The sequence below is a fragment of the Serratia sp. 3ACOL1 genome, assembly GCF_003668775.1.
GTDB lineage: Bacteria > Pseudomonadota > Gammaproteobacteria > Enterobacterales > Enterobacteriaceae > Chania > Chania fonticola.
Genome location: NZ_CP033055.1, coordinates 2,213,015 through 2,225,029, shown reverse-complemented (window position 1 = coordinate 2,225,029; position 12,015 = coordinate 2,213,015). Strand labels below are relative to the sequence as shown.

Below are 12,015 nucleotides of genomic sequence, written 5' to 3'. Positions count from 1 at the left end.
GGATATATTCCCAAGGAATTGATTAACTCTGTCAGATAGCTTGCAGTGCTTTTTCGGCCAACGCCGAAAAATAGCGTGCGGCGTCTTCAATCATGGCTTCATCAGGGCTAAATGCCGGATGATGCAGGCCGTATTCACTGGCGCTGCCGATGCTGACAAACGCCCCGGGGATCTGGTGCAGATAGGCGGCAAAATCCTCGCCCCCCATATGCAAGGCGGCGGTCTGGGTTTTATAGCCTTCTGCCTGGGCAACTTCGGTCGCAAAGGCTGCCCATTTTTCGTCGTTGATCAGCATGGTCGGCCCGGGAAACCACGTCACCTCAATCTCTGCACCGAAAGCGGCAGCCAACCCGGCTGCGATCTGGCGGATATGCCCTTCAACCTGGCGCTGTACATCGGCAGAGTGCGTGCGTATCGTACCCTCTAGCTCAACCTTTTCGGGTAACACGTTCCAGGTATTACCACCTTGAATACGGGTAACGCTGACAATGGCGGATTCCAGCGTATCAATGTTGCGGCTGGTGATGTTCTGGAACGCCGTCACCAGCTGGCTGGCCAGCACGATCGCATCCACGCCCTCATGTGGGCGTGCCGCATGGGCTCCCTTGCCCTTTACGCCAATCACGAAGCGATCAACGTTGGCATAAAAGGGGCCTCCTCTGGTGGCAAAGGTTCCCACCGGCAGACCGGGTTCATTGTGCATGCCAAAAATGGCGCTTACGCCATGCAGAACGCCAGCCTGTATCAACATCCTGGCTCCGGTGAAGTTTTCTTCCGCAGGTTGAAACAGCAACCGCACCCGGCCAGTCAGTTGCGTTTCACGTGCTTTCAGCAGCAATGCCGCTCCCAGGATCACACTGCTGTGAACATCATGTCCGCAAGCATGCATGACGCCTTTATGTCGTGAACTAAAGGGGGCGCCAGTGGCTTCTTCAATCGGCAATGCATCAATATCGGCACGTAAAGCGATGACTTTCTCGCCCTTGCCGACCTCGGCCACGACACCCGTAGCGAGATCATACGGCAGCAGACGCAGCCCGGCGGATTCGAGCCAGTGGCGCAGCCGTGCAGTGGTGGCTATTTCCTGCCCGGAAAGTTCCGGGTTGCGATGCAGCTCGCGCCGCCAGTCAATGAGTTGCTGTGCAAATGTCATCTTTTACCCTTTAGACGGATTCATTTTCGGTGGCGTAGTTCGCAATACCTTCCGCGAGCAAGCGTAATGAAGCGATCCGCGCGGCTCCCTCGGCGATCGGGGTATCAATGATGAATTCGTCGATTCCAAACGCCTGCTGCAAGGCGGAAAGCTCCGCATGAACGGATGCGGTGGTGCCTTTGATCAGCGAACGGGTACGCTGTTCAATCAGACGGGCAGGGCTACCCGCCTGGCGGGCAAAGGCCTGGGCCTGAGCCTCACTTGCCACGGTCACTCGCTGACCATTCTCAAGCTCAACCCCCCATATCTCCACCTGAGCCGCCAGCTCAGTTGCCTCGGCTTCGCTCGCGGCGACAATGACCTGCACGGCCACCAGCGTGTCGCGTTGGCTATGGTCTCGCCAGGTAGTAATGACTTCTCTCATCAGGGATTTATCGCCATTAAGATGAGCCGCGAAAACGAAGTTCCAGTCCAGTTGTGCTGCCAGCAAAGCGCTCTCGTTGCTGGCTCCTAGCAGGAAACGGTCTGCAACATGCGGCGGGATGGGGGTGGCTTGTAGCGCATCATCACCTTCGTCTGCGGCAGGCAAGGAGAGCCAGTTATCAAGCTGCGCAAGCTGCTCGGCAAACGAGCCTTTCTCTTGCTGATGAAGACCTTGTTGCAGTGCCCGTGTTGCCAATGGCAACCCGCCAGGGGCCTTGCCTACGCCAAGATCGATACGGCCAGGTGCCAATGAGGCCAGCAGGTTGAAGTTTTCAGCCACCTTATACGGGCTGTAATGCTGTAGCATCACGCCGCCTGAACCCACACGGATATGGCGAGTCTGGCCAAGGATCCAGGCAATAACCAGTTCCGGTGAAGGGCTGGCGAGGTGAGGGCTATTGTGGTGCTCAGCAATCCAGAAGCGATGATAGCCCCAGGCTTCGGCCTGTTTTGCCAAGTACAGCGTGCGCTGTAAGGCATCAGACGCGGTTTCCGTTGCCGCAACCGGGCTTTTATCAAGCAGGCTTATTCGATAAGACATGTCATGCACCCGTTCCAATTAACATGACGTTATTATTGGAACGCTGGGTAGGTTGGGGGAAACAATTTATTTACATTTGGTTAGCTAAATAGTGGGAAAGCATCAACAATAAAACCCATCATCAGGTGACGCAGTTGTCAACTCCTAACGCCGATTTATTCAACAAAGTCGCATGTATCTTGAAAATTATCGGGTATATTATAAATTTGACAATACCAAGGGGTTAAAAATGAGCAATCCATACAAAGAATGTAAAACGTATGAAACATCTAATTTTATTATACGTCTTATTACAATAGATGATGCAGAAGGTTTGTTAAAATGTTATTCTGATGTAAATTCCAGGCCTTATTTCAATTCGGATATGTGTACGGGAAATTTCAATTTTAATACGATAGAAGAAATGAAAAATTCAATAATAGGTTGGCTTGGTTGCTATGAGCGTGAGGAGTTTGTAAGGTTTTCAATTGTGAATAAAGAAGAAAACCTTGCGGTAGGGACTATAGAAATGTTTGGGGCGGTTGGTGTTTATAAGGTTAATACGGGAATTTTGAGATTGGATATATTGTCACGCTATGAAAATGAAATGTATCTAAGTGAAATATTTTCCTTGTGTCTTGAAGGTTTTTTTGAAGATTTTGAGGTTGAAAGAATAATCACGAAGGCAATTCCGTTAGCTAAAGAAAGGATTGGCTCGCTTATGGGTCTTGGGTTTGAAAAATATGAATCTCCAGATAGGGAGAATTACTATGCACTGTCTAAAAAGACAACCGTTTTAAACGGCTAATATTTATAATTAAGATGAATTTTTTTGCGGCTAAAGTGTAGTAGGTTATAAAAGTAATATATTTTAAAGGTCATTGAGTTATACACATTTACATGGCCAGAAAAGCCAGTGAAGCCGGGACCACCTAGCACCCGTCGTAGATGGGGAAATCTGGCCCAGGAGCAATAATCTGATTGCTTCTGGGCCATTCGTTATATCCAGCCTCTGGAACGGAAGTCGAGCATGGTTTTTGCAACAAACGCCATTTCCTGAGGTGTCCCTAGCGAGATTCGGCACCAACTTTGCGCCGGTGGAAATGCCCGACCAATTAGAATCCCTGCATCTTTCATGTGCTGCTGATAGTCTTTCAGCGGTACATCCAGCTTATGAAATACAAAATTTCCTTCGGAAGGCAGGTAAGGAATTTTCAGCGTATCCAAGGCCTGTAGCAAAATTTGTCGCGAGGTATCATTGCTTTTTTTACTGTAGCGGATGAAAGCTTGATCATCCATTGAAGCTAAAGCGGCATCTACCCCGCAGAAGTTGATCTTTTCTCCTGCAACATAATTTTCAAGACGGGCAATCACTGTCGGGTGTGCTACAACATAACCGACACGCATTCCGGCCATGGCAAAAATCTTCGAAAAGGTTTTCAACAGAATCACATTATCGGCACCTTGTTTTACCAAGGGGGAAACTGAACGAAAACGGGGGTCGTTAACAAATTCTGCATAGGCTTCATCAACAATAAATATCGTATTAGCCGGTTTGCTATTAATCCAGGGTTCGATCAGATCGGCCGGAGTAATCGTTGCAGTCGGATTGTTGGGGTTGACCAAATAGACTAGCGATGGGCCTTTATGCTTTTCTACGGCTTTTTTTAATCCATTGATATCAAATTGCCAACCATCAAGCATCGGTACTTTTGTGATTTTCATACCCGCAATGACGGCGAAATGTTCACCGTCGCCGTAAGTCAGCTCCGGGATCACCAACTGTGAGTCCGGTGTGGCATACGCTTCTATCGACGCACGTATACCTTCTGAAGAACCCGCTGTCAGTAAAATGCCAGTTTCTGGTATCTGATACTGATTGGCTAGCTTGTGTCTTAGGGTGATTATTTCTTCTTTTGCATAACGATTGGCTTTGGTGACGGCATCACGTGCGGCAGCCTGTGCTTTGGGTGACATACCGAGCGCATTTTCGTTAAAGTTAATACGAATGGGGTTATCGGCAGTAGGAACCGCGAAGGTATCACTTGCGGGTAGTTTTTCTGCCAATGTAGGGTGGCTAAGGCTTGCCAATGTGGCAGTGCCAGCTAGAGCTCCCGAGAGTTTTAAGAATTGGCGACGCTGTGCATTTACCACAGTGTGTGTTGACATAACGTTTTCTCCTTGTCGTAAAATAACTGCAAGGCGATCACGCAGGAATCATGCCAGTTTTCAACTTTTTGATTTATTAAAATTTATAATATCAGGCACCCTATAATGCACCACGGTGAACGCAAGATTGCACCATGATGCATGTAAATTCAGACTTCCCGATGGTGCCAGCTTGCCCGCGGCATAGGTGATTCGATTCGGGGTGGCATGGCTTCACAGACAGCAAAAAGCCCGCTTAGTTGCCTAAGCGGGCTTTTCTAAATATGGCTCCTCTGACTGGACTCGAACCAGTGACATACGGATTAACAGTCCGCCGTTCTACCGACTGAACTACAGAGGAATCGTCTGAACGGGGCGCATCATATCCAGCCGTGCAGATCGTGTCAACGCAAAATTGATTCTGGGGGTGCGACAGCTCATCATCTGAGCAAACTCAGTCCCGTTGTGGCTCGCTGTCTGCATACCAACGCTGCAAACGGGCCAGTGGGTTTTGTTTGTAGAAGCGGCAAAAGTGCTCGTACAAAGCGGGGAAGCGGTTGGCCAGCAGCTCAGGGGCGCTAAAAAAGTACTCGGAAAGCACGGCAAAGCACTCTGCCGGATCGCTGGCGGCGTAGGCATCCATGCTGGCAGCTTCTTCACCCACCATATCGATTTCGTCCTGCAGGTTTTCCATCGCGGCGTGTAAATCGTATTCCCAGGCGGCGATATCGCGCAGCGGGATTGGGGGCACGCCGGTAGCGGTGCCGCCATTACGCATATCCAGCTTGTGCACCGCTTCATGGATCACCAGGTTGAAGCCGGAAAGGTCGAAGGAGTCTTGCACGTCTAGCCAGTTGAGCACGATAGGCCCCTGTTCCCAGCTTTGGCCTGCTTGCACCACCGGCCCGGAATGCACCAGACCAATATCATCCTGCCATTCATCTTCCACCACGAAGGGGGTTGGATAGAGCAGGACCTCGTTAAAACCGTCCAGGCATTCTGCCCCCAGTTCCATTACCGGCAATGCAAACAGCAGGGCAATACGCGCCTGCATCAGGGATGTCAGTTCCAACCCTTGTAAAGGCACGATGCGTTTATTTTGCAAAATCTGGCTGGCAACCGCCACCAAACGCCGCTGCTCTTGCTCATCCAAAGGTGAGAGCAGGGGGATGGACAGGGCTTCCTGCCAGTCGGCAAACGTTTCCGCCTGCGCTTGATTTGCTTTCCACGGCCATTTAATCATTGCGTTGCTCTAAGGGTCACTGGAACATTCGGCTGGGGTGATAATGTCAACATGCCGCAAAAGGGGGCACTATAGCAAGCGTTTCACGCAGAGCTGCCGGAGTGGCTGAACGCGACGGCCTTGCAAACCGTCGCAAGGCTACCCGCTATGCGGATTAAAACCTTGCTCTGCGCTACTATTCAATCACTTACGCTTAAGTTTGTCTGTGATCAAACGCCCACATAGAAAATCTAAGCGGGAGTAGACCCGTATTTTTAGCATGGGGTTTGGTAAGGTTCGCACATGTTTGGCCGTTGGGGCGCCGTATGCAGCGCCCCATGGTCAGTCGGTTGGGATTAACGCTCGATATCCAGTTTGGTTAACGCGGCATCCAGCAGACGTTTAGCCTCAGGGATGGATTCCACGATTTGCAGCGTGAGCAAGGCTTCAATGGTGGACTCTGCCCCCGAGTTTTTATTCACCTTGGTGGGGGAGTCTATACCGTCAAATGCGATCCCGGTGGCAGGGAAGTACATTTGCGCTTTTGCCGGGTTCTGCTTAAACAGCCACAGGGATAAATCGACGGCTTGCTGCAGATAAGCGGTATCGCGTGATATTTGCCAGGCCTTGACGTTGGCAAACACCATCGGGCGGATGATATAGGCTATCTGGGCAAACTTTTGTTCCTCGATCACGGTGACCTTTTCACCTTTCTGTTGAACGGTGAACCAGTTTGCCAGCCCTTTTTTGATGAGCGCGGGTTGGAAATGATCCAGTTCGTTAAACGCGGCCTTGATCATATCCCGGTCGCCCAGCTTCTCGCCCGCCGTAAGCAGAGCATAAGCCTGGCTGTTACCGTAGCCGTGCCACATATTTTGCCAGCTTAAAAACGCGCCGTTTACCGGTGAGGAGGTATCCTGAACCTGCATCAGCATGATGCCCGCCGCTAATGCGCGCATCATTTTTTCAATTTCTGGCTTGGAGCCCAGCGAGTAGGCATTACTCAGGCCCATCAACAATACGCCCGCCTGATCGCCTGCGGTCTGCGGTAACCACTCAGCGACCGCGATACCGTCTTTTTCACCGCGGGTCTGCTTGAAGTTAAAGTCTTTATAAATGACATCGGTGGTGGCGAAAATGGTTTCATGCACCTTTTTCGCCAGCGTTGCATCCGTCTTTGCCAGGGTTGGGTAAGCCTCAGTCAATGCCCATAGGGCGCGCCATGTCCACCAGTTGGGTTCCGCTACGCTGGTTTTGTAGGTTTTATTAATGGAATGGTCGGGGTAGATAAAGTTATAGAAATAGCCGTTATCCGCTCGCTGGTGGAGAATGAATTGCACCAGTGATTTAACCTTTTCCAGGTCTGCCGCAGAGCCGTTTGATTGATACTGACGCTGATAAAAGACCACAGCCCGTGCGACGTCATCGATTGCCGATACGCCCTCGATGGGATCTTTAACCCAGCGGTAATCCGGGTATTCGCTATAGATATGGATCAGGCCCAATTCCGTTTTGTTGGCTAGGGTGATCTTTTGGTATAGCGCATCCAGATGCGTTGGGTTAACCAGGGCGGCAGCGGCAGAAAATGTGGTTAATCCGATGATGCAAACCAGGGTATTTAATAATTTCATGTTGTTACCTTATTTTTATTGAGTTATTGCTTTCAACTTAGAAAACATAGTTCACACCCAGTTTGCCGAAATTGGTCTCAGTATTTTTATATGCATTCGGGTCGCGAACGTTGTGATCCCAGAATTTTTTGTCGTGCTCTACCCGGTAAAAGTACTCGGCCACCGCATAAAATCTGTCGGTGATCGGGTAGCTATAGTTAAAGATATATTTCTCGCTTCTGGAGGTTTCCTTATAGCCATCACGCCCGCCAATGCGGCGTAATTGAGGCTCCATCTTAAGCAGGAAGTTACTTTTACCCATACTCCAGGCAACCCATGGGCGAAATTCCTGTTCCAGCACGTTCGCCGTCTTGTCGCCATCATGGTTGAAGTCCTGGCCCTCTTTGCGAAACACTTCAAATCCGACGTTCACACGATCCGCTATGTGATAGTTAAAATTCACCAGCGCTTCATAAAACTGGAAACGTCCGCTATCGGCACCGCGGGCATCCTTGTCTTCTACCAGCATTTTAATATCGGTGTTGACGCTGAAGTTGTCCGATACCTGATAACGGTAGTATGGGCGGAAGCCATAACCATCACCGCCAATATTGTTGTTGCTGCCGGTGGTACGGTTCTTCTCATAGCCGGTTTTACCCAGGTAGATCCCTTCCAGCATAAACCAGTGTTTATCTATACTTTTCGCCCACGCCGGGCGAATTTCCATTTCGATCATGCGAAAATCGACTTTATGCTGGCTGTCATTGCGTGAGTCGTTGGTAAAATGCACCTGCTTGAGTACGAAACCGGTGTTCCAGCCGGTGTCACCAAAGTTGACCCGCCCATCGGCGAAGACGATTTCATGCACCGGACGGGAGTTGGTGCTGCGGCCTTCATTGCGGAAATGCTCTATTTTATACTCTGCCAACCAGTTACCGTGGAAATAAGAACGTTCATCCTTTGGTAGACGAATAATGCCAACGCTATCATCGCTGAGTTCTACTACTGTTTCCACCGTCTCGCCATTTTCTTTAATTATTCTAATCTTGTCACCGGCGAAAATAGGGCGACTTTCAGCACTTGGGGTCTTACCTTTAATTAGTGTGCTCTCCGCATGAACGGTAGAGCTGAGACCAGCCAGCAACAGCAGAGAAAAAATTTTAGAGTATTTCATTATAATCCCTTCTAAACTGGTGGTATTGCCTGGTTTTGGCAATAGCAATACCATCCAATATTATTAATATTAGTTTTTCCATTAAGCCAGTTAAAAGCGCAATTTCGATTGCTTGCGAATTAAATCCCGATAAAAGGATCCTCAATATCAATCCAGTGCGCTTGTGCGTCGCTGGCACCGACATATAACCGCCAACGATTATCGGCTAATGCGATGAGGCCGCCTGGGAAAATGACATCTACCAAGTCAGGGCGTTTAGCATCGCCTGGTAGCAGATTACTTCTTGCTGCAATTATTTTTATGGGGCTATAGTTTTTAGTGTCCGGATTGAAGATAAAGACGCCCGGGTAGTAGTGTCTCCTTTGTTGTTGATCAAAACAGGCAATATGGGCCAGTAAGCCGATAGTGCCGTCGCTCAGTAAATGCGTTTCGTTGACGCCGCCCCATTCGTCGCTGTTGAACTGCCGATCGAGTAGTTGTGCATTGGCGATAGTGTCTGGCGTGAGTTCCTCCAGGCAGCTTATCTCAACGTATCCGATGGTTCCCCTGCCGCCGATATTGCCCTGTGGCCGGGTAAATACCCCGATGCGCCCTGGCTGGATCTGGCACAGGCGGATATCTTTCATACCTGAAGGGCCGCAAGCAAAACGGTTTAATGACAGGATGTCACGCCCGCGATAAAACACGGTGTGCCAGATAAGCTGCCCTGGGTGCTCGGGATGGGGGTTGATCTCGACGCCACCAAATATCAGTTCACCAGCGATAAAGCAGAAAAAGGGATCCTGTAACGGGAACGTAGGTGCATTTTCCACCGGAGTCCATTTTCCTTGCTGCTCTTGGAAGAAAACAATGGTCGAGTGCTCAGAGTCCCTGGCTTCAACCCGCCCAGCAATGACTTGCAGCCCGGCAGAGGTAAAGGGAGCGGTAATGTTGTAAACATCCTTGTCACCTACACCGGTGAATTCGAGCCGGTCAGTGGTGAAAGTGATACCTGACGTTCGCTGGTGATAGTCGGCAATCAGTTGTGCCACGCTGGCCGGAGAATTAGTCTTCATTGCGTATTTTCCCTCATTACACCGACAGGTGTTGCCATAGTTGGGCCAGCGGCATTTCAGCCAGGCACATGCTTTCGTCAGCGGCGCCGTAGTAGACCCGCAGGGTATCGTTCTCAATCAACGCACCGCAGGTAAAGACGACGTTATCAAAGAATCCGTAAAGCTCGTAGGGCGCTTGCGGTTGCAACAAGGGAACCGGCGATTTGGCGAGAATACGGGTAGGATCGTCCAAATCGAGCAGCATGGCACCCAGGGCATAACGTTGATCCACGTCTACCCCGTGGTAAATTTGCAGCCAGCCTTTTGTCGTTTTCAGCATGGGAGCGCCGCCACCCAGCTTTAACGCATCCCAGGGATCTTGCGATGTGCCCAGCAGATGCTGGTGTTGTCCCCAGTGCAGCAAATCGTTGGAGCTGGCCAGCCAAATCTCGGGTTTACCGAAGTGTTTGGGCGCCGGGCGATGCAGAGCCAGATACTTGCCGCCCACCTTTTCCGGGAACAGGCAAACGTCACGGTTATCCGGGCAAAAAATCAATCCCAGACGCTCAACAGAGGTGAAGTCCTTGGTAACCGCCAGCGCCGTGCAGATACCCTTGGAGGAGACGGCGGAATAGTTGATATAAAAAGCCCCCTCGATCTCGGTGATGCGGGCATCCTCACAGCCAAAGGTTTCATAGCCGTTGTCCGGGAAAATCAGCGGTTGAGTATCAACGACAAAATCCACGCCATTGCCGCTTCTCGCCACCCGCAGATGAGAGAGTGAAGTCAGATAGACGATCGCCGGATCTGCTTTGTAGGTGATCAACCGTGGGTCGCTAAAATCATAGGCAGGGTCGTTATGCCAAAACTCCCGGGTAGTCACCTGCCAGCCCGCGGGAGTTTCTTGCAGCCAAGGTACCACGGTGGTGCCTTCGTTCTTGGGGATCACGCTTTCCGCAATGCGGACCAACATAATGGTTTCATCGCCAAGCCGGGTGACGCCCGCATTGAACGCGCATTCAACCTTAAATCCCGGACGACTTGGCGTTATGTCCTGGGGGGTAATTAATGGGTTACCAGAAAATCTAATCATTACTGTCCTCGATAAAAATTACGATATCATTGTGAGTCAATTGGCCGGGCACTGTGCGTGTATCAAATAAAACCTTCCCGTGGGTCGGTACCTGCAATAAATAATTTTCTCCAAAATTGATGGTGACGGTGGCGCGCTGTTGGCGATAACGGCGGCTGAATATCAGGGTGTCTTTGACCTGCTTCAATTGGTCATAGACGCCGTAGTGAAACACGGGATATTGAGCGCGCAGGGCAATGAGTTGTTGATAATCATGCCAAAGGGAATGGCACGCATTTTGCGCAGCCGCCACATTGATCTGGCGATAGTTTTCATTGACCGGCATCCACGGCTGGTGGGTACTAAAACCGGCAAAGGGGGCTGCAGACCATTGCATGGCCGAGCGTGAATTATCACGGCTTTTGGTTAACGCAAACTGAAATGCTTCCTCCGGGTTGCCACCTGCGGCCAGCTTCTGTTGATACTGTGTCCTGCCCTGAATGTCGTAAATGGCATCCGCTTCGGTGGCGACATAGTCCTGCATGCCCACCTCTTCACCGTTATAAATAAACGGCACACCATGGGCCATTAATTGCAGGCAAGCCACCGCACGCGCCCTGGCAATGTCGCCAGCGAACTCGCCGAAGCGGCTGATCATCCTGGGCATATCGTGGCTAGAGAAAAACAGTGTCGGTACATTGCCTGGCAGGTCGTTCATCAGCTTCAACTGTTCAACGATTTGCGGCAAATCGAAGGCAGGCAGGCTGCCTAGGTTAAAATTGAATACCACATCGCATAAGTCGGCGGACTGATAGCGTGCCAGTTCTTTGAGCTTGTCACTGCCCACCTCACCGACAATAAAGCAGGGGCTTTTGGCCCGCGCATGCGCGATTAAATCAGCGAGGCATGACTCGATACCAGGCTGATTAATATCGTACAGGTGCTGCTGTTCACCGTTTTCCAGCGTAGGGTTATCTGTTCGCTGGGTGCTGCATGACAGGAAGTTGATCACGTCCAGACGGAAACCATCCACCCCCAAGGCTTGCCAGAAGTCCAGTACGCCCTTGGCAAGCTCTGCGACCGCCGGGTTGGCCCAGTTCAGGTCGGCCTGCTCAATGGCAAACTTGTGGTAATAGTATTCACCGCCAGTAGCTTCAGGCTCCCATGCCGATCCACCAAAAAACGACTGCCAGTTATTGGGTTGGCGAGTGAAAATAAAATAGTCACGATATTGGCTGTGCGGATTATTCAGCGCGTCTTTAAACCACGGATGCTCGGTAGAGACGTGGTTAAGCACCATATCAATGATCACCCGAATATTACGCCGATGGGCTTCGGCGATTAACCGCTCGAAAACCGCCAGCGTGCCATACTGCGGGGCGATATTAAGATAATCGCTAATGTCATAACCGTTATCCACCAGAGGGGAAGGGTAGAAAGGGGTGATCCATAACCCGCCAATCCCCAGTTCCTGCAGGTAATCCAGCCGATCAATCAGCCCATGAAGATCGCCTATCCCATCTCCGTTGCCGTCCTGGAAACTGGGTAGATAAACCTGATAGAACACGGCCTCACGCCACCACGCTTGATCATTCATTG

Annotated in this window: 10 protein-coding genes and 1 tRNA gene; 1 reads left to right on the top strand and 10 read right to left on the bottom strand. The window is 50.6% G+C overall.

The window, feature by feature from the left end; all coding sequences use genetic code 11:
* Positions 1 to 31: 31 nt before the first annotated feature.
* Both D9980_RS10300 and D9980_RS10295 read right to left on the bottom strand, forming a co-directional pair.
* Entirely contained in the window at positions 32 to 1,153 is a 1,122-nt protein-coding gene (locus D9980_RS10300) for an amidohydrolase (protein WP_121607215.1), read from the bottom strand.
* Positions 1,154 to 1,163: 10 nt separating this feature from the next.
* Positions 1,164 to 2,177 (bottom strand): LLM class flavin-dependent oxidoreductase, encoded by a 1,014-nt coding sequence (locus tag D9980_RS10295; RefSeq protein ID WP_121607214.1) that lies wholly within the window; start codon positions 2,175 to 2,177, stop codon positions 1,164 to 1,166.
* A 229-nt stretch (positions 2,178 to 2,406) separates the two neighbouring features.
* Here D9980_RS10295 and D9980_RS10290 point away from each other — a divergent pair, with 229 nt between their 5' ends.
* On the top strand, positions 2,407 to 2,964 hold the full coding sequence (locus D9980_RS10290) for a GNAT family N-acetyltransferase (protein ID WP_121607213.1): 558 nt from the start codon (positions 2,407 to 2,409) through the stop codon (positions 2,962 to 2,964).
* Between the two features lie 191 nt (positions 2,965 to 3,155).
* On the opposite strand, the gene D9980_RS10285 is transcribed toward D9980_RS10290, so the two are convergent.
* From D9980_RS10285 to D9980_RS10250, 8 genes are all read right to left on the bottom strand, one after another.
* Positions 3,156 to 4,325, bottom strand: coding sequence for a histidinol-phosphate transaminase (locus D9980_RS10285; RefSeq protein ID WP_121607212.1), 1,170 nt, complete (start codon positions 4,323 to 4,325; stop codon positions 3,156 to 3,158).
* 264 nt (positions 4,326 to 4,589) lie between these two features.
* Positions 4,590 to 4,665, bottom strand: a tRNA-Asn gene (locus D9980_RS10280).
* Positions 4,666 to 4,758: 93 nt separating this feature from the next.
* A complete protein-coding gene (gene mtfA, locus D9980_RS10275; protein ID WP_065683312.1) occupies positions 4,759 to 5,547 on the bottom strand; it encodes a DgsA anti-repressor MtfA in 789 nt (262 codons plus the stop codon).
* Between the two features lie 335 nt (positions 5,548 to 5,882).
* Positions 5,883 to 6,539 (bottom strand): sugar phosphotransferase, encoded by a 657-nt coding sequence (locus D9980_RS27265; protein WP_315901726.1) that lies wholly within the window; start codon positions 6,537 to 6,539, stop codon positions 5,883 to 5,885.
* 655 nt (positions 6,540 to 7,194) lie between these two features.
* The gene (locus D9980_RS10265; RefSeq protein WP_024486220.1) at positions 7,195 to 8,310 is read right to left on the bottom strand and encodes a hypothetical protein; all 1,116 of its coding nucleotides are present in this window, start codon (positions 8,308 to 8,310) and stop codon (positions 7,195 to 7,197) included.
* A gap of 119 nt (positions 8,311 to 8,429) precedes the next feature.
* A complete protein-coding gene (locus D9980_RS10260; RefSeq protein WP_024486219.1) occupies positions 8,430 to 9,365 on the bottom strand; it encodes a DUF1861 family protein in 936 nt (311 codons plus the stop codon).
* A gap of 16 nt (positions 9,366 to 9,381) precedes the next feature.
* A complete protein-coding gene (locus tag D9980_RS10255; protein ID WP_024486218.1) occupies positions 9,382 to 10,437 on the bottom strand; it encodes a glycoside hydrolase family 130 protein in 1,056 nt (351 codons plus the stop codon).
* Entirely contained in the window at positions 10,430 to 12,013 is a 1,584-nt protein-coding gene (locus D9980_RS10250; RefSeq protein WP_121607210.1) for an alpha-glucosidase, read from the bottom strand. The genes D9980_RS10255 and D9980_RS10250 overlap by 8 nt, the downstream gene beginning before the upstream one ends.
* Positions 12,014 to 12,015: the final 2 nt, after the last annotated feature.

Coding starts and splice junctions, on each gene's coding strand:
- D9980_RS10300 (WP_121607215.1), bottom strand. CDS start 1,153: ATGACATTTGCACAGCAACTCATTGACTGGCGGCGCGAGCTGCATCGC.
- D9980_RS10295 (WP_121607214.1), bottom strand. CDS start 2,177: ATGTCTTATCGAATAAGCCTGCTTGATAAAAGCCCGGTTGCGGCAACG.
- D9980_RS10290 (WP_121607213.1), top strand. CDS start 2,407: ATGAGCAATCCATACAAAGAATGTAAAACGTATGAAACATCTAATTTT.
- D9980_RS10285 (WP_121607212.1), bottom strand. CDS start 4,325: ATGTCAACACACACTGTGGTAAATGCACAGCGTCGCCAATTCTTAAAA.
- mtfA (WP_065683312.1), bottom strand. CDS start 5,547: ATGATTAAATGGCCGTGGAAAGCAAATCAAGCGCAGGCGGAAACGTTT.
- D9980_RS27265 (WP_315901726.1), bottom strand. CDS start 6,539: ATGGGCCTGAGTAATGCCTACTCGCTGGGCTCCAAGCCAGAAATTGAA.
- D9980_RS10265 (WP_024486220.1), bottom strand. CDS start 8,310: ATGAAATACTCTAAAATTTTTTCTCTGCTGTTGCTGGCTGGTCTCAGC.
- D9980_RS10260 (WP_024486219.1), bottom strand. CDS start 9,365: ATGAAGACTAATTCTCCGGCCAGCGTGGCACAACTGATTGCCGACTAT.
- D9980_RS10255 (WP_024486218.1), bottom strand. CDS start 10,437: ATGATTAGATTTTCTGGTAACCCATTAATTACCCCCCAGGACATAACG.
- D9980_RS10250 (WP_121607210.1), bottom strand. CDS start 12,013: ATGAATGATCAAGCGTGGTGGCGTGAGGCCGTGTTCTATCAGGTTTAT.